The sequence below is a fragment of the Chitinophaga ginsengisegetis genome (genome assembly GCF_900168065.1).
GTDB classification, from domain to species: Bacteria; Bacteroidota; Bacteroidia; order Chitinophagales; family Chitinophagaceae; genus Chitinophaga; species Chitinophaga ginsengisegetis.
In genome coordinates this window covers 1,140,193-1,157,329 of sequence record NZ_FUZZ01000001.1, presented here as the reverse complement: position 1 = coordinate 1,157,329, position 17,137 = coordinate 1,140,193, and the positions used below count along the sequence as shown (strand labels likewise).

Here is a 17,137-nt window from a genome sequence, read left to right as displayed (position 1 = left end):
CTTTATGTCTTCTTTTTTCCGAAGCCCTGCCGCTGCATATTTCCCCAGGTACTCTTTTTCCCGGTCAGGAAATAATAGTATCCCCGCAGGGAAAAAAATACGATGAGCGGATGATATAGTAAAAACTCCATGAAAGGTGTCAGGCACAAATACGCTACTTCCCACCATTTCTTATAATAGCCAAAAGAAAGCTGATCCCATAATATGGAGATAGTGGTGATCATGACGGCATATGTATATACGAAAAGCAGCAGCAGCAATGCATACGGCCAGTTTACCTGGCCGGTTACGGCGAGGTATATATAAATAATGATACCGCTGAACTCCACCAGGGGTGCCAGTAATTCAAAGAAGAAATTAAAGGGAAATACGATCAGCCCCATCTTTCCGTAGCGGGGATTCAGGAACATACTGAAATGGGCATGCATCAGCTGGGCCAGTCCACGCGCCCAGCGGGTGCGTTGCCGGCTGAATATCTTTACTGAAGCCGGTCCTTCTGTCCAGCAGAGGGTTCTGGGAATATATCTTACTGCATAGTCAATCTGGTTGTCGTGGGCATAACGGCACATCCTGGTAAGCAATTCCATATCTTCCCCGAAAGAACTGTGGTCGTAGCCTCCGCAGCGGGTAGCTACCTCTTTATCAAATAAACCCAGTCCGCCGGAAACGTTGGGTACACAATTAATATAGCTCCAGCCCATTTTTCCCAATACAAAGGAACGGATGTATTCCACTTCCTGGAAGCGGGGGAGCAGCTGCCGGGGTGGCCGCATGCGGATCAGTACTCCTTCGTCAAAGTCGGATGAGTTGGCGATACGCAGGGTGGCGCCTACGGCAATTACCCGTTTCTTTTCTTCCTGCATTACCGGGAGTACCAGTTCCAGCAGGGTATCTTTATGAAGAATACAATCTACATCCGTGCAAACAAAATAATTAAAGGTGGCGATGTTGATGCCTGCATTCACGGCATCTGCCTTGCTTTTTCCATTCACTTTATCAATCACCATCAGGGAGGAGTAAGCCGGGTCGGTGGATTTATAGATCTTCCGCACGGGCTGCGTCAGTATCCTGGCATTATGGGCAAAGTCTACCGCTACCATCCTGAATTCCGAGATCAGTTGCTCCATTGTATTATCCGTGCTGCCATCATTAATGATAATGATTTCATAACGGGGGTAGTTGAGCGTAAGCAGCGACCGTACATTGGAGATAATGGTAAGCCCTTCATTAAAGGCGGGTGCCAGGATGGTAAGACCCGGCGCCATTGGCGAGCTGGCCAGTATGTCGAGCTGATGCTGGGTGCTTTTCCGGGTGTAACGACGTATTGCTATCATGGACAGCAACGCCAGTAAGGCATATACCAGTAGTAAAACCAACCCATATACGAAAAGGGTATTTTCGTAGGCCCTGCCCAGCCATGATAAGAGGCCCTCCATCAGTATTTAATTAAGGGGTTCATACAATGCTTCAGTATCAGCAGGTTCTCGCGGTTGGCGGTTTCCAGCAGTTCCTGTACTACGCCGCGGGCTGCCTGGTCGTTTCGTACCAGTGATTTGGCGGCGGCTTTGCGCAGGTCGAAATTGGTTGAGTGCAGGAATTCCTGTTTCAGGAAATCCACCTGCCGCCCGCTGCTGATGCGGCCTACGGCCTTCAGTATTTCTATCTGGCATTGCAGCGGCTGGCTGCTGTACATGGATACCAGCCGGTCTTCCACATCGGGTGCTTTTAGTTTACCAAGACAATTAATCGCATCTGCGCGCAGGTAATGATCTTTAGTGTCCAGCAGTTTGATGACCGCGGGTACGGCCGGAAGCTGGTTGTAATGAACGATCAGTTTCAGGCAAAAAGATACCACGCTTTTATTGGAAGAGTAGGTGACCCACCTGGCGAAGTTGGGAATGGAAATATCTTCTGTAGTGGTAATGATGCGGAACAGTTCTACCTGGTCCCACATCAGTAGCGGATCAGTTACCACGTCAAAGAATTTAAAGGGCTCATTTTTACTGAGCTTGATGTATGCATGCCGTGCGGCAGCCCGTAACTCACGGTTACGGCTATTCGTTAATGGCAAAATGGTAACATCCGCCACGGGGATATCCATGTCGATGAACTCCGTCAGCGCCCGTACTTTCCGGGCCCATTTAGGCGATTTCATCTGCTTCATGGTATCTTTGTTCAGCTCCAGTTGAATATAGAGGTTACGTAGCAGGTGGCCGGCATTGCCTCTTACATTGCGGCGGAAATGTATAATGCGGTTGGTGGTAGCCTGCCGGGCCCATTTCTTATGTAAAGGTAGCTCCTGGAAACCATCCAGGTTCAGCTGGATCTGGCTGGCTGGTGTGCCGGCGGCTACTTCCGGATGAGCCATGATCTCATCAATGATCAGGTTATCGATCTTTGGAAGCAGGTAATCCAGTCTTTTTCTTCGCTGATATCCCAGGAACCGGCTTCTTAAAATAGAAAAATAAGCCAGCAGGGTAACCAGAACAGCCACTATAATAAATATCATTGCCAGCCTGATGGCCAATGGCGCTTCCCTGAATGTGCTGAGAACGGGATCCAGGAAAGCAGGAATGGGTATATCGAACATGCAGCTATTTATTCTTCATTAACAATCTTTTTACCCTGATCAGTAACTCGGCAGGTATAATCGGCTTCTTCAGAAAGTCGTCCGCTCCCAGTTTAAAGCCTTCCATGATCATATCTTCATTACCGGCATTGGAAACAATAATTACCGGGATCGGTCTGGGCTGGCTTTTTACCCTGCTCAGGATTTCAAAACCATTGGCATACGGCATCATAATATCCGTAATGATCAGGTCATAGCCATAGTTCGTTGACTCCAGTTTTTCAAATGCTTCTTTTCCGTTTGATACGTGGTCCAGCTCATACTCTGCAGAGGGGAGAATTCTTGCCACTATTTTCGGCATTATCTCATCATCTTCAACTAATAAAATTTTACTCATCGTGGCTGAATTTAACCCGCTAAACAAAGCTGTTATTTAATTGTTCAGCAGGGGGTGATATTTTATTATTGGTATTGGAAAATAAAAACCGTGGACATTTATATATAGTATATACTTTAAAAATAAATGAATAGTTTTCCATTGATAAAAACAAATGGTTACATTACTGTTTAAACAGATTTATTGCTCCCCCCAAAGATATTGAATATGAATGCATTTAGGTATTTTTATGCTGTATTAAGGAATTAATATTATATGAATATTTCATTAATTAACAGACTGTACCTCGGGTTTTCCGTTGTTATATTACTTGTTTTGCTCGGAGGATTTTTAACATGGCAAACATTTACCGAGCAAAAAGAGGAGGCAGGATGGGTGCAGCACACCTATCGTGTTCTCAATAACTCCGAAAGAGTGCAGCGTTTATTATTTGATATGGAAGCTTCCCGCAGGGGCTTTCGTGGTACCTTTAATAAAAAATTCCTGCAACCCTATGAGCTGGCGCTCCCCAAAGTAGCACCGGCAGTAAACGATCTGCGTACGATGGTAGCAGATAACCCCGCCCAGGTAAAAAATATAGATTCCCTGGAAAATAATATCAACGCCCTGCTCAGCTACTGGAATCAACTCGATCATACTTTATTACAGCAGCGCTTTGAACAGAATGCGGATATTACGGAGAAAGAAACATTATTGATCGACGGTGTGCGTGAGCAAATAGGACGGGTGAACGGAGAGGAACGCCGCTTGCTGGCCATCCGGGAAAACGTTAAAAGTACTTCTTTTACAAAGGCCGTCAGAACCCTGCTGATCAATAACGCCTTCATCCTGCTGGTAGGCTTTATTCTCATGAGGATTACCTATACAGAGTTTAAACGCCGCCTCAGGGCGCAGCACGCACTAAACCGTAAACTGGATGAAGTGGTAGAGATCAACGCTGCTGCCAATGAAAAAAACTGGATGCTCACTGGCGTTAATGATATGAACGACAGCCTCCAGGGCGTGAATAACCGCGATGAGCTGGTTCGGAAATGCCTGCACACGCTCACCGGCTTTGCCGATTTTACAGCTGGCGCTTTTTATTGCTATGACGACAGATATAAGGATCTTCGTTTGTACGCCGCCGTTAGCATGCCATCTGCCATCCCTAAAATAGTGCCGCTGAATGAAGGCTTCCTGGGTACAGCTATATCAGGAAAGGAAATCCTCGTTATCAGGGATGTGCCGGCCGGCTACTGGCAGCTAAGCTCTTCCAGCGGACACATTCTGCCCGGTTCCCTGGTAATGATGCCACTATGGATAGAAAATGAACTGCTCGGCGTTATAGAACTCGCCTCCTTCAAAGAGGTGACGCCCTTACAATTGCGGTTGCTGGAAGTATTGTCAAAAGATATAGCCGTTGCCGTTAATGCCGCCAATGCCCGTGAAAAGATCCTGCATCTTCTCCAACAGGTACAGGAACAAAAAGAAATACTGATCAGCCAGCAGGAAGAACTGCGGCAGTCCAATGAAGAACTGAGCAGGCAGTCGGAAGTATTACAGGCATCTGAAGAAGAACTAAAGGTACAGGAAGAAGAACTGCGCCAGGTGAACGCAGAAATAACAGAAAAGAATAAAGACCTGGAAACAGCCAGGGGCGCGCTTTCCCTGAAAGCCAGCGAACTGGAAGCCAGCAGCCGGTATAAATCAGAATTCCTGGCTAATATGTCGCACGAGCTGAGAACACCCCTGAACAGTGTACTTATCCTGGCGAAAATGCTGCAGGAAAATAAAGATAACAACCTTACGGAAAAACAAATGGAATATGCAGGGATCATTCATAAGTCCGGCTCCGACCTGCTGCACCTGATCAATGATGTACTGGACCTGTCGAAAATAGAAGCCGGTAAAGTGGAAATGGAATTTGAAGATGTGCCGGTACAAAGTATTATAAACGACCTTTCCGACCTGTTTGACGTAGTGTCGCAGGAGAAAGATATTGCCTTCATTAAAAATATAGCGCCGGATGTTCCCGCGACTATCAACACCGATAAACTCCGCCTGTTACAGGTAATCCGCAACCTGTTGTCCAATGCGTTTAAATTTACGCCGGAAGGGGGCGTGATCAATCTTTCCTGGTACGTAAGCAGCCCCGGCATCCTCTGCATCAGCGTTACAGACACAGGACCGGGTATACCGGCAGATAAACAGGAACTGATATTTAACGCCTTTCACCAGGGCGATGGCGGTACCAACCGTAAGTATGGCGGCACCGGGCTGGGACTGAGCATCAGCCGTGAACTGATGCAGTTGCTGCACGGAGCGCTCCGCCTCGATAACAGCAGCCCCGCGGGCAGCACATTCTCTATTGTATTGCCGGTAGATGCCACTATGCCGGCTGCAACACCAGTAACGGGGGGGAAAGATGCCCCCCGGCTGATACAGCCTCCCGTTGCCGTGAACGACGACCGCGACAATCTCACCAAACACGATAAGCTGATCCTGATTATTGAGGACGATGTTCATTTTGCGGATATCCTGCGCGACTTTGCCCGTAACAAAGGGTTTAAGACCATTGTGGCGCACAACGGGCAGGATGGACTGGCCTATGCCCGCAAATTCTTACCGGTAGCCATTATCCTGGATATGAACCTGCCTGTAATTGACGGCAGCAGTATTCTCAAAATTCTGAAAAGCAGTGAAGAGCTGAGCAAAATCCTCGTACATGTTGTAACCGGGGCGGATATACAGGCTATTAAGGCAGATAACATACATGGCTATACGAGAAAGCCCCTGGAACTGAGCGACCTTGAAGAAGTGTTTACCGGTATCAGCGCACAACTGCATGCACGGCTGAAAAAAGTGTTGCTGGTGTCGGTAGGCCCGCTGAGCGCCGGCGCCACACTGGAAACCATGAGCGAAGAAAGGAATCTGGGCAGCAGGTATGATATTGCAGCAGGCATCCCGGAGGTACAAACATTCCTTGCCGGAACAAAGTATGATGCGGTTATCGTGGAAATTGGCAACGACCTGCAGGCTGGTTTACAACAACTGGAAGCGCTGACGCAGATCCCCGAATCCGGTGATACGCCGCTCATCGTTTACCTGGACCAGGATATTACCGGTAGTGAAGAACAACAGCTGAAGAAATACGCATCTGCCATTGTGCGCAACTCCACGCATGCCACCGACCGGCTGATGGATGAACTGGAACTCTTTCTTTATAAACTGCAGAAGAAAACAAATATAGAAGACACCGCCACTACATGGACGGAAGGAAACCTCTCCGGAAAAACCGTGCTGCTGGCAGACGATGATATGCGCAATGTGTTTTCCATCAGCGCACTGCTGGAAGAACAGGGCATCTCCGTGCTTACTGCCGCAGATGGCCGGGAAGCACTGGAGGTATTACATCAGCATCCAACACTCAACCTGGTACTGATGGATATTATGATGCCGGAAATGGATGGTTATGAAGCAATGCAGCAGATCCGTGCAGATGCCCGGTTTCAGCAACTGCCGGTAATTGCACTCACCGCAAAAGCAATGGCGGGCGACCGGCAAAAGTGTCTGGAAGCAGGAGCATCCGACTATATCGCCAAACCCGTAGATAGTATAAAACTACTTTCACTATTACGGGTATGGTTGTCATAAAAAATGTATGGTAGAGGAAATCAGTCATGGAGATTTTACAGAACTGGTGAAGATCATTCAACAGCGCTACGGGTATGACTTTACAGACTACGCCGAAGCCTCTTTGAAACGCCGGTTCAGCCGCTTCACCGGCTTCGTGGGAATCAACAGCATCTTTGAACTGAAGCACCGGCTGCTGAATGAAGAACATTTTTTCCGGGAAATGGTACAGTATATCACGGTGAATGTAACCGAAATGTTCCGGGACCCTTCTTTTTATAAGGTGCTGAGAGAACAGGTGCTGCCGCGACTGGCATCTTACCCGATCATTAAAGTATGGCATGCCGGCTGCGCTACCGGTGAGGAAGTATATTCTATGGCAATCCTGCTGGAGGAAGCCGGTTTGCTGGACCGCTGCAGGATATATGCCACAGATATGAATGAAACCAACCTGCAGAAAGCAGAAAGCGGGATCATTGCGCTCAAAGACATGAAAGAGTATACCGCTAATTATATGCAGTCCGGCGGGATCAACGACTTTTCCAACTACTATACGGCACGCTATGATAACGCTATCATCCACCCGGCCCTGCGACGCAATATTATTTTCTTTCAGCACAACCTGGTAACTGACCAGGTGTTCAATGAATTTCAATTGATCTGTTGCCGGAATGTGTTCATTTATTTTAACAGGGCATTGCAGACACGGGTAGTGAAGTTATTTTATGATAGCTTAACTTCGCTGGGCTATCTGGCATTGGGCATTAAAGAATCGTTATTATATAATGAAGAACGGGCAAAATTTGAGACGGTAAACCAGGCAAATAAAATTTTCAGGCGTAAAATGTAAAAAGCTGGCAGCCTCCCATTCATACAGGATCCTTGTTATTGGCGGTTCTGCCGGCAGTATGACCGTGCTCACCAAATTGATCAGTGAGCTGCCGGCAATATTTCCTATGCCGGTGGTAATTGTAATCCACCGTTTGAAAAATGTGCAGAGCGAATTGGGTACTTTATTATCCGTGAGACAAAAAATTACAGAGCCGGACGATAAAGAGCTATTATTGCCGGGGCATATTTACCTGGCCCCGCAAAATTATCATTTGCTGATAGAGGCCGATGGCACCATTTCCCTGGATTATTCTGAACTGGTGAATTTCAGCCGGCCTGCTATAGATATGAGCTTTGAGAGCGCAGCCAGCGCTTTTGGCAGTGCGGCCGTGGGAATACTGTTAAGCGGCGCCAATAAAGACGGCGCAGCGGGGCTTTGTCATATAGCCGCGTCTGGTGGTGCAGCAATTGTTCAGGACCCGCGAACCGCCGGGTTTAGCACGATGCCCCAGGCAGCCCTGGATCTTTGCTCCGGCATTCAAACCATGACGGTGAATGATATGATCCGTTACTTGAGAAATATTAGCACGAAAATAAACACCGAGAAATGAAGCAGCGAAAAACAAAAACATTCACCATACTGCTGGTAGATGATAAAGCAGAAAACCTCGTATCCCTGGAACATATGCTGGAAGCCAGTAACAGGGAGATCTTAAAAGCTGATTCGGGTAATGAAGCATTAAAAACGGTACTCCGGCACGATGATATAGGCCTTATTCTGCTGGATGTACAAATGCCGGATATGGACGGTTATGAAGTGGCCCGTCTTTTACAAACAAATCCCAAAACAAAAGATATTTCTATCATTTTTGTAACCGCCATAAATAAGGAGGAACAATATGTAATGCGGGGCTTTGAAGAAGGTGCGGTAGACTACCTGTCGAAACCACTGGATGTAAATGTAACCCGCGCAAAAGTAAGTGTATTTGAAAAACTATACCGCTACCAGTATGAGCTGAAAGAAGCCATGAGCGAAAAGGAAAAGGTAAATAAACAGCTGGAGCGGTTTATGTATGTAGTGGCGCACGACCTGAAATCACCGCTGTCGGGGGCTATTGGCCTGCTGGCCCTTATCAATGAAGATGAACGTATCCAAAATGCTCCCGATCTGAGTGAGTACATGAAAATAGTATTGGGCGCCACCAATCACCTCACGGAAATGATTACGTCTATGCTGGACTATACCCGGCAAAGTGATATGGAACAAACCATTGAAGAGGTAAACGTACACGAACTGGTTACACAATTATCAAAGCTGCTGTTTCCTCCCGCCAATATTCATATTGAAACCGTGGGCACCTTACCGCAGCTGGATACCAATAAACTGAAATTGCAACAGGTATTCCAGAACCTGATCTCCAACGCCATCAAGTATAACGACAAAAAAGATGGGATCATTACCATCGGGGGAACCGACAAGGGCGAGTTCTATGAGTTCTATGTAAAAGACAATGGGCCGGGTGTTGCCAAACGTGATACCGATCGCATCTTCAAACTGTTTGAGCGGCTGGACAACGACGGAAAAGGTGAAGGAACCGGTATCGGTCTTAATATATTTAAACTGCTGGTAGAAGAACAGGGTGGTAAAGTGTGGGTAGACTCCCAGCCGGGTGAAGGCAGTACTTTCTATTTCCTCTGGCGTCAGCGCTATTGATCACCGTTTTCAAAAATCCATAATCTTCCGCAGATCTGTTGGGTGGTAACGGGTAAACAGGATACCAGGAGTAGCTTGTTTTCCATTTGCCAGCTCCAGTTGCTGATGGAATTTTCCGGTGAAGAAAACAGCGGTACAGCTGCTTTTTCAATGGTTGTTATATTCAGAGCTTTGTTCCGCAATTGTGTCATGGCATCTGAAAGTATTGCGGGCAGCTGCTCTCCGGGTCCTGATAGCCCCAGCAGGTTGGCGCCTTCCTGGTTTACCCACCCGGAAACCCCGTCGTTGTTGATGAACACCAGCGCATGCGGAATAGTGTGCAGGATGGCGGCAAACCGGATAGCCACCCGCTGAAAATAGATCTGCTGCTGGGATTGCACGAGTATCTCCTTCAATCGTAACCGGATGGTTTCAATACACTCCAGGAAGCCGGGTTCAAAAGAAGCCGGTTCACTCCATCCAAGAACAAGCAGGCTGTTATTCGGACTGGTATCTACCGGGATTATAATGGCCGATGACAAGGCAGGTAGTATTTCTTTAAATACATTTTCTTTTGCCGGCGGGATCTCACGCCAGTAAATGGTTTTAAAGTCTTCTGTATATAGTAGTTTTTTGATGGGCGCAGGATTCAGCACCAGGCCGTTCAGGTGAAGGGGAGAGGCGCATTTAACCTTTGCCGTTTCTTCATCCTCAAACTCCAGTTGCAGCGCAATATCCGCTTCCATCAGGCTTTTTACCAGGGCAATACTGAATGCGAGAAAGGAAGAGATGTGTTTATCCTTATCCCATCTGCCGGTTTGATTGATAAAATTTAAAGCTTTACGCTCCCAGATACTCACGGTATGAATTAATAAAGATGATAAACTATAGCTGACGAAAAAACGGGTTATGCTGAGATGCCGGACTAGTCCGTTGGTACATACTCCTTAAAGCCACTGGCCGGAAAGATCACATTTTTCAAATATAAGTAATTCCCCTGAACGAACTACCTGCAGAGAGGCATGGATTGACTGAGTCAGACAAAATTCGCTTATCTTTGCGCCTTACAAAAAAAGGCATTATGACCCAGCAGCAAAAAGCATTTCTGTTTGACCTGAACGGTACTATGATCAACGATATGGAGTATCACCTGGAAGGCTGGTACAACATGTTGAACAAGCTGGGCGCCAATCTTCCCCGGGAAATTGTAAGAAGCCATATGTATGGCAAAAATGAAGAACTGCTGGTGCGTGTTTTCGGGAAAGATCATTTTACGGCGCAGCAGATGGAAGAAATAGCCCATGAAAAAGAAGTACTATACCAGGAGGCTTTCAGGCCCCACCTGGAGCTGATAGCAGGACTTCCGGCCTTCCTGGAAAAAGCCGCTGCCGCTGATATCCCGATGGCAATAGGCTCTGCTGCCAATACTTTCAACATTAATTATGTGCTCGACAACCTGCACCTCCGCCACTACCTGAAGGCGATTGTTAGCGCTGATGACGTAACCACCAGCAAGCCAGACCCGGAAGTATTCCTGAAATGTGCGCAGTTATTAGGTGTGTCGCCGGCCAGGTGTATCGTATTTGAAGATGCTCCCAAAGGTGTGGAAGCCGCTTTGAATGCCGGTATGGAGGCAATTGTGTTAACTACCATGCATACACGCGAAGAGTTCGCCGCTTACAATAATATCCGGGCATTTGTGGCTGATTACACCGATCCGGTGTTGCAACAGCTGTTTGTATAAACAAGGAATATTGCAATATAATTTCCTAATGTCAGCAGGGAACCATAAATTGCCGGGTTATATAAATAATTGCTGCTATGACACGTTATTCAGGGCAATCAAGAATGCTGGTGGCAGTCGATTGCATCATTTTTGGTTTTGATGGAGAAGAATTAAAGCTGCTGCTGATCAAGCGCGGATTTGAACCGCAGAAGAATAAATGGAGCCTGATGGGCGGATTTGTACAGGCAGACGAAAGCTTTGAAGCCGCTGCTGCAAGGATTTTGAATAAACTCACAGGCCTGGAAGGGGTATACATGGAGCAGCTGTTTGCCTTCGGCGAACCGGCCCGCGACCCGGTGGAACGCACCGTTTCTATCACCTACTTTGCCCTCATCGATATCAATCAATACAAACTGCAGATCAACGACGAGTACCACGCGGAATGGATTTCGCTTGATAAGCTGCCGGATCTCATCTTCGACCATACCGAAATGGTGAAGATGGCCCAGGAGAAGCTTCGCTACAAAGCTGCCATACACCCCATCCTTTTTGAACTGCTGCCGCTGAAGTTTACTATTCCCCAGCTACAGTTGCTGTATGAAGCGGTGTACGATGTTACTTTCGATAAACGTAACTTCAGCCGCAAGGTATTGTCTACCGGCCTGCTGATCAAACAAAAGGATAAAGACAGGCTCAGCTCGAAGCGTGGCGCCTTTTACTTCAAGCTGGACAAACGTAAGTACAACGCCAAGTTCAATGCCTTCCTGAATTTTGTAACGGACCCCGGAAACCTACGGTAAGCCGATCCAGAGCGTGCCTTTCACCGGCGTATAGTTCAGCATCATATTATCCTGGCTTTCAGGCCCCATCTGTGCGGCATCCTGGAATTTGGTACCTATCGGCGCAATAGCGCTCAGGAAACCGATATCCCCTTCCGGAAAGGCCGGCGCCGTATTGTTGTTGGCGGCTCCCTTTGGCGCCTGCGGGTGAAACACCTGTAAAAACGTACCCTCGTTACCGGTATAAAAGGTAAATGGCTGCTCCTTTGTATGAAAGGTGGCCTGGTACACATTGGCATGATAGCCTTTAAATTCGGGATACTCCCAGCTTTCCCCCGTCACCGTGTTGTTATAGGCTTTATACCAGCTGCCGAACAGCTGTCCCTGCAGCCTGTTTTTCCATACCCGGTATGGTCCTTCACCTGTCCACGACAGCCCCGTTACCTTTTCCTCCGGATACCGGAACGTAATGCCGCTGAAAGGCGTGGCGCCTTTGATGCTGTAGCTGTAGTCCAGTTGCGCCGGGATGCCTGGTTTGAAAGTCCACTTTACCTGGAGGAAGCCATTGCCTTCATAACGGGCGATGATAAAATAACCACTGGAATCAGTACCGGACCTGAACTCTTTTAGTTCCTGCGAAACGCCCGCCAGTACGGGGCCTCCGCTTAATGAAATGCTGCCTTTGGGGGTAATGATCTGCAACAGCTGACCGGTAGTACGACTGAAATAATAAGTGCCGGTACCGTTATTCACAGAAAGGGTATCGTGGTCAGTCACAATATCGAGGCTGCCGCTAACGCCCGGGAACTGCCGCACAATGCGGGAAGGCGCCTGTAAAGGCCAGCTCCGGGTGAGGATGCTGCGTCCGTAACTATCCTGTACACTCACATACAACGCATCAGCATCCTGCCAGCCGTTTGGAAGCGACAGTTGCAGAAAGCCTTTGGTATGGGGCGCCAGGTCAGGCGCCGCAATGGAGCCTGTGGCAATGGTGTCTGTTGTGTTGTTTTTTCCGGGAGATGTAAAACGCAGCAGCTGCCACCTGAACCGGCACCCGGACAATGACGTATAGTCGTAACGGTTTTCCACCGGTATGCGGCCATCGAATGCTGCCGTTATAACGGGCAGGGATATATGTACCGGCGACCATAACTGCCGGATCGTATAGAAGCTGCCTTCCTTTTCACGGTGGGGGCCTACTATGCCGTCGGGGGCGTGGTTGCCGTCGGTGTCAATGATGCCGTTTTTATCGGTACGTACCAGTCCTTCGTCGCTGAATGCCCACAGGAATCCGCCGGCGCAGCGGGGATGCTGTAACATACGGTCCCAGAAATCGGCCAGGCCGGCGCCCATGCCGCCATCGTACAGGCCATGCATAAATTCGGTAGGCAGGTAAATGTCCTGGTCGTACAGACTGGAGTTAACAAGGTAGTTGAAGTTGGGATAATGTTTGGTATCCACACCATTGTATCTTTCCCAGGGATGCAGCACGGGGCGCAGCTGCGGATCATACAGGTGGTAGTCACCATCCAGTGCCCGGTTAAACCCGCCTTCATTGCCATTGTCCCACGCAATAACGGAAGGATGGTTAACATCGCGTTCCACCAGTTCCTTTACGAGTTTGCGTCCCACCACTGTATCGTAGGCAGCCTGCCAGCCGGTGAGTTCATCCAGTACAAACAAACCCAGTGAATCGCATACATCCAGAAAGTGATCATCCGGCGGGTAGTGCGACATCCGCACGGCGTTCATGTTCATGTCTTTCATAAGGTTCACATCCAGTATGCTGATATCCTTACTGAGTGTGCGCCCTGTTTCCGGCCAGGCGCTGTGGCGGTTTACGCCCTTCAGGATTACTTTGGTATCATTTACGTATATGCCATCCCGTGGTCTTATTTCAATGGTCCTGAAGCCAAAGGGTTGGGTGATGCGGTGTATGGTCCGGTTATCTTTCTTAATCTCTACTACTGCGAGGTAACGGTGCGGGAACTCTGCACTCCAGGTAGCGGGCTGGTTAATTTGTTGCTGCAACGTATAGGCGGCAGGGTGGGGGGCTGTGGCAGGCACTGTTACCGCCTCTTGAACCGGCTGACCTGCTGTGGTTGTTACCTGTGCGGAGAGGGAGTATCCTTCCGGCAAAGGAGTAGTGAAAGCCTGTACCGTGAAATGGCCTTTGGCGGTAGCATTTATGGCTACGCGATCAATATGGATCAATGGCTTTACCTCCAGGAATACAGGCCGGTAAATGCCTCCCAGCACCCAGAAATCGCCATTCCGTTCTGCCCGGTTCACTCCTGCATTCGCCGACATTTTGCTCACCTTTACTTCCAGGAGGTTGCTGCCGTTGCGCAACAGTTTACTGATATCATATCTGAACCGGTAAAAGCCGCCCTGGTGTATTTCACCGGCCAGGCGCCCGTTTATTTTTACTTCAGCATCGGTCATTACGCCATCAAAAACAATATTTACCTGCCGTTCGCGCCAGTTGTCCGGTGCGGAAAAACGGTAGCGGTATAGTCCTTGTTCATGGGCTTTGTCTTTATCATGGCCGTAGTTGTAGCTGCCAAATCCCTGCTGTTCCCAGTTAGAAGGAACGGGGATGGTGGTCCATTTGCCGCTGCGCTGTCCGCCGGAGCAATGAAAGTCCCAGTTAACGGTGTGGTCTTTATCGGTGCCTGAAAGATAGATGTATCGGGTTTCCTGTGCAAACGCTGTATGCAGGCATAACATACCTGTAAGCAGCAATAGGATTCTTGCTGACATGTCCGGAATTTTAAAATGCCTTTAAAAGTATAAAAAGAAATGTGGAGTTGGGGTGTTTTTTTGCGGAGGAAGCGCTGAAGGCGCTTCCTCTGCTGCCTTATTTACCGAAGCATTTCAGCATCTTATGAAAGATCTCATTGTTTTCATAAACGCCGCGGAACAGGTTGGAGTTGGGGCCGTAGGCAAACACCATCACCGGGATGCCGGTATGGTCGTTGGTGGCAAAGTGGCCGCGTAAAGTGCCTGTGGCAATATCGCCATCCATAAGGGCGAGGCCGCCGGTTTCATGATCAGCCGTCACAATCACCGTGGTTTGTTTGTCCTGGTCGGCAAAGCGGAGGGCTTCTCCCACTGCTTCATCGAAGTCGAGCATTTCACGCACCAGGTAATCCAGGTCGTTCAGGTGGCCACCATGATCAATACGGGAACCTTCCACCATCAGGAAAAATCCTTTGCCGGAAGCATTCAGTTGCTGTAAAGCCTTTTTCAGTGCGGTTTTCAGGTAGTTGCCCCGTCCGTTGCGCATAGAGGTGACTACCTTATTGCTCAGGACGACGAGCGTGCGGTTTTTCGTAGTGGCGTCCCAGTTATCCAGGTTATCGTAGATACGGATGCCGGAGGAAGCCAGCTGCCCACCGAAATCTTTTTCCAGTTCTTCCCTTCCGCCGCCAACAGCCAGTTGCAGTTTGCTGCTGAGCAGTTGCTTTTCCAGGGTATAGGTGCTATCCCGGTCGGAGGTATGACCATAGAAAGAAGCAGGCGTGGCGCCGGTAATTTCTTCGGTTACAATCACGCCGCTCTGAATGCCTTTGGGAGCCAGTATTTCAGGGATCACAGGGATGGATACGTAGGTATTGTCGAGCCCGATGGCGCGGTTATGTGTTTTAGTACCGGTGCCCATTGCGGAGCCGCCAGCGGCAGAGTCGGTGTGGTAATTATCGGTGGATTGGGTTTTGGATAAGCCCAGTTGTCTCATCTGGAATATGTTCAGCGCACCTTTATTGGCGGTGTAGCCGGAAAACATTTCCGCAAGACCAGTACCATCGCCTATCATCAGGATCACGTTTTTGGAGCGCACTTTGGTGGCATCAGATACAAAGGAAGGGGTATACACTTCATGCACCGGCATACCGGAAGCGGTAGTACGGGGAGTGTTGTGCATTACATCATACAGCTCTTCCGGGTGATCGGTTCCGATCCAGTCGGCGCCGAGGTCCATCAGTTTGTAGTAGGTAGAGCGGGTAGAAGGAGCGCCCCAGAAGCGGAAGGCATATCCCTGCTGGTGTGCTTTATTGATAACGGTGGTTACTTTCTTCATTTCTTCCGGCACCAGTGTGCCTTTGCCATTCCAGGTGCTGTAGGAATGAAAATCCACGCTCAGCATCGCAACGCGTTGCTGTAACGCTGCCGGATACACGCTGTCAGGCCGGCCATCAAAAAAGAAGATGGGATCATACTTGGGCCATTCTGCTACCGGGGGCACGTTGCCTGATATCACCAGTTTTACGGCGGAGGGATTTGTGTTGCGATCAAAATAGTTGCGGTAGGGAAGCAGCAGTTCCTGTAATGCCTGGAGGGTAGGAGTGCCTGCTGTTTTCAGGTCTATCAGCAGCTGCATGGGTGCGTTGCCGGCATAAGGTTTACCGTTGTAAAGGGAGAACTGCCGGAGCACAGGCAGCAGGTACAGTTCCTTAAAGGTACGGAACGGTTGTATGGCGCCCGCGTCGTGAGCAACGTATAAAACGCCGTCTTTCAGGTGTATATCTGCCTCAATGGAACCAAACTGGAGGGATGCCGCTGCATAAAAAGGAGTGGCCCGCTCATAATCATTATGAGAGTGTGCCTGCGCCATGGTATACTGCTTTATTTGTGCGGATGCCCCGGTAGCCATTATTACACCGGATAAAATGAACAGTGCTTTTTTCATTGTATGGTAAAAGATAGTTTTAAAGATTCAGCGGCCAAAGGTGGCATAATCCTGTTTGCCTGCAGTATTGCCCGTGTTTATCTTTATGTTAATTATCGGTAAAGAAAATCGATTTAGTTAAGACTTCTGACAACAACATATCCTATTCAGGTCTTAAAGGAAAAAGTGGAAAAGCGGAATGAAAAAAAGTGAAATTACAGGTTAAGCGTTGCTGGCAGGGAATAAAATTGGCTGGTAACCGCATTAAAGCGTTGGCCAGTTCTGCACCAGTTCCTTCAGCTGGTTTTGTCCTTCCGGCCATTCCCCAAGCCCGGATTCGCTGTTGATATGGCCTTTGGCGCCTGCATTTACAAAACGGCTTCCCCAGTGACGGGCAAAAAAAGCGGCTCTTTCCAAAGAACAGAAAGTATCATTTGTACTGGCCACAATAATACTTTCAAACGGCAGCTTCACTAAAGGAATAGGAGTGAAGCCGGTTGCTTCAGCGGGGAAGCCCGGTCTTTCTGCATCTGCCGGCGCTACCAGTAACGCCCCCCGGATCGTCCTCTTTGTTTGCCCGGCCCAATGTGCCAGTGCAATACAAGCCAGGCTGTGCGCAGCTATTACTACCTGCGGACCGGCTTCCGCTACCGCCTTCTCTATCTGCGCTACCCAGTTGGCGCAAACCGGTGCATCCCAATCTGTTTGCTCAATCCGTTTTGTTCCGGGTATAGATTGTTCCCATAATGTTTGCCAGTGTAATTTTCCGGAGCTACCCAGCCCCGGCGCGGTCAGAACTTTTATTTCCATGACATAGAGGCGTTGTGTCTTGAAAGATAGTAAAAAGAATCACCAAATACG

The 17,137-nt window shown here is 48.7% G+C and carries 13 protein-coding genes; 6 read left to right on the top strand and 7 right to left on the bottom strand.

From position 1 onward, the window contains the following. Positions 1-2: 2 nt before the first annotated feature. The 3 genes from B5Z18_RS04420 to B5Z18_RS04410 are packed head-to-tail and all read right to left on the bottom strand — an operon-like array spanning position 3 to position 2,966. On the bottom strand, positions 3-1,436 hold the full coding sequence (locus tag B5Z18_RS04420; RefSeq protein ID WP_079468176.1) for a glycosyltransferase family 2 protein: 1,434 nt from the start codon (positions 1,434-1,436) through the stop codon (positions 3-5). Continuing rightward, positions 1,436-2,590, bottom strand: coding sequence for a HEAT repeat domain-containing protein (locus B5Z18_RS04415; RefSeq protein ID WP_079468175.1), 1,155 nt, complete (start codon positions 2,588-2,590; stop codon positions 1,436-1,438). The genes B5Z18_RS04420 and B5Z18_RS04415 overlap by 1 nt, the downstream gene beginning before the upstream one ends. A 4-nt stretch (positions 2,591-2,594) precedes the next feature. Further along, a complete protein-coding gene (locus B5Z18_RS04410; protein WP_079468174.1) occupies positions 2,595-2,966 on the bottom strand; it encodes a response regulator transcription factor in 372 nt (123 codons plus the stop codon). Between the two features lie 255 nt (positions 2,967-3,221). Between B5Z18_RS04410 and B5Z18_RS04405 the strand changes: the two genes are divergently transcribed. From B5Z18_RS04405 to B5Z18_RS04390, 4 genes are read left to right on the top strand one after another with little or no spacing between them, the layout of a single operon-like run. Beyond that, positions 3,222-6,599, top strand: coding sequence for a response regulator (locus B5Z18_RS04405; protein WP_079468173.1), 3,378 nt, complete (start codon positions 3,222-3,224; stop codon positions 6,597-6,599). Positions 6,600-6,606: 7 nt separating this feature from the next. Then, positions 6,607-7,428 (top strand): CheR family methyltransferase, encoded by an 822-nt coding sequence (locus B5Z18_RS04400; protein ID WP_079468172.1) that lies wholly within the window; start codon positions 6,607-6,609, stop codon positions 7,426-7,428. Continuing rightward, on the top strand, positions 7,403-8,020 hold the full coding sequence (locus B5Z18_RS04395; RefSeq protein WP_317044679.1) for a chemotaxis protein CheB: 618 nt from the start codon (positions 7,403-7,405) through the stop codon (positions 8,018-8,020). Before B5Z18_RS04400 ends, B5Z18_RS04395 begins: the two co-directional genes overlap by 26 nt. Further along, on the top strand, positions 8,017-9,123 hold the full coding sequence (locus tag B5Z18_RS04390; RefSeq protein ID WP_079468170.1) for a sensor histidine kinase: 1,107 nt from the start codon (positions 8,017-8,019) through the stop codon (positions 9,121-9,123). Before B5Z18_RS04395 ends, B5Z18_RS04390 begins: the two co-directional genes overlap by 4 nt. Here the strand turns inward: B5Z18_RS04390 and B5Z18_RS04385 are convergent. After that, positions 9,117-9,962: a hypothetical protein gene (locus B5Z18_RS04385; protein WP_079468169.1), complete on the bottom strand. Its 846-nt coding sequence runs from the start codon at positions 9,960-9,962 to the stop codon at positions 9,117-9,119. The two genes, B5Z18_RS04390 and B5Z18_RS04385, sit on opposite strands and share 7 nt — an antisense overlap. A 221-nt stretch (positions 9,963-10,183) precedes the next feature. Between B5Z18_RS04385 and B5Z18_RS04380 the strand changes: the two genes are divergently transcribed. Next, positions 10,184-10,846 (top strand): HAD family hydrolase, encoded by a 663-nt coding sequence (locus tag B5Z18_RS04380; RefSeq protein ID WP_079468168.1) that lies wholly within the window; start codon positions 10,184-10,186, stop codon positions 10,844-10,846. Between the two features lie 77 nt (positions 10,847-10,923). After that, complete coding sequence (locus B5Z18_RS04375) at positions 10,924-11,628, top strand: NUDIX hydrolase (RefSeq protein ID WP_079468167.1); 705 nt, start codon at positions 10,924-10,926, stop codon at positions 11,626-11,628. On the opposite strand, the gene B5Z18_RS04370 is transcribed toward B5Z18_RS04375, so the two are convergent. The 3 genes from B5Z18_RS04370 to B5Z18_RS04360 form a co-directional block, all read right to left on the bottom strand. Continuing rightward, positions 11,620-14,370 carry a glycoside hydrolase family 2 protein gene (locus B5Z18_RS04370; RefSeq protein WP_079468166.1) on the bottom strand — a complete coding sequence of 917 codons (2,751 nt, stop codon included), beginning with the start codon at positions 14,368-14,370 and terminating at the stop codon, positions 11,620-11,622. The two genes, B5Z18_RS04375 and B5Z18_RS04370, sit on opposite strands and share 9 nt — an antisense overlap. Positions 14,371-14,467: 97 nt before the next feature. Next, the gene (locus tag B5Z18_RS04365; protein WP_079468165.1) at positions 14,468-16,297 is read right to left on the bottom strand and encodes an alkaline phosphatase; all 1,830 of its coding nucleotides are present in this window, start codon (positions 16,295-16,297) and stop codon (positions 14,468-14,470) included. Between the two features lie 243 nt (positions 16,298-16,540). Beyond that, positions 16,541-17,086, bottom strand: a complete 546-nt coding sequence (locus tag B5Z18_RS04360; protein ID WP_079468164.1) for an RBBP9/YdeN family alpha/beta hydrolase — start codon at positions 17,084-17,086, stop codon at positions 16,541-16,543. Positions 17,087-17,137 lie beyond the last annotated feature (51 nt).

Coding starts and splice junctions, on each gene's coding strand:
- B5Z18_RS04405 (WP_079468173.1), top strand. CDS start 3,222: ATGAATATTTCATTAATTAACAGACTGTACCTCGGGTTTTCCGTTGTT.
- B5Z18_RS04415 (WP_079468175.1), bottom strand. CDS start 2,590: ATGTTCGATATACCCATTCCTGCTTTCCTGGATCCCGTTCTCAGCACA.
- B5Z18_RS04400 (WP_079468172.1), top strand. CDS start 6,607: ATGGTAGAGGAAATCAGTCATGGAGATTTTACAGAACTGGTGAAGATC.
- B5Z18_RS04390 (WP_079468170.1), top strand. CDS start 8,017: ATGAAGCAGCGAAAAACAAAAACATTCACCATACTGCTGGTAGATGAT.
- B5Z18_RS04420 (WP_079468176.1), bottom strand. CDS start 1,436: ATGGAGGGCCTCTTATCATGGCTGGGCAGGGCCTACGAAAATACCCTT.
- B5Z18_RS04410 (WP_079468174.1), bottom strand. CDS start 2,966: ATGAGTAAAATTTTATTAGTTGAAGATGATGAGATAATGCCGAAAATA.
- B5Z18_RS04365 (WP_079468165.1), bottom strand. CDS start 16,297: ATGAAAAAAGCACTGTTCATTTTATCCGGTGTAATAATGGCTACCGGG.
- B5Z18_RS04360 (WP_079468164.1), bottom strand. CDS start 17,086: ATGGAAATAAAAGTTCTGACCGCGCCGGGGCTGGGTAGCTCCGGAAAA.
- B5Z18_RS04375 (WP_079468167.1), top strand. CDS start 10,924: ATGACACGTTATTCAGGGCAATCAAGAATGCTGGTGGCAGTCGATTGC.
- B5Z18_RS04380 (WP_079468168.1), top strand. CDS start 10,184: ATGACCCAGCAGCAAAAAGCATTTCTGTTTGACCTGAACGGTACTATG.
- B5Z18_RS04370 (WP_079468166.1), bottom strand. CDS start 14,370: ATGTCAGCAAGAATCCTATTGCTGCTTACAGGTATGTTATGCCTGCAT.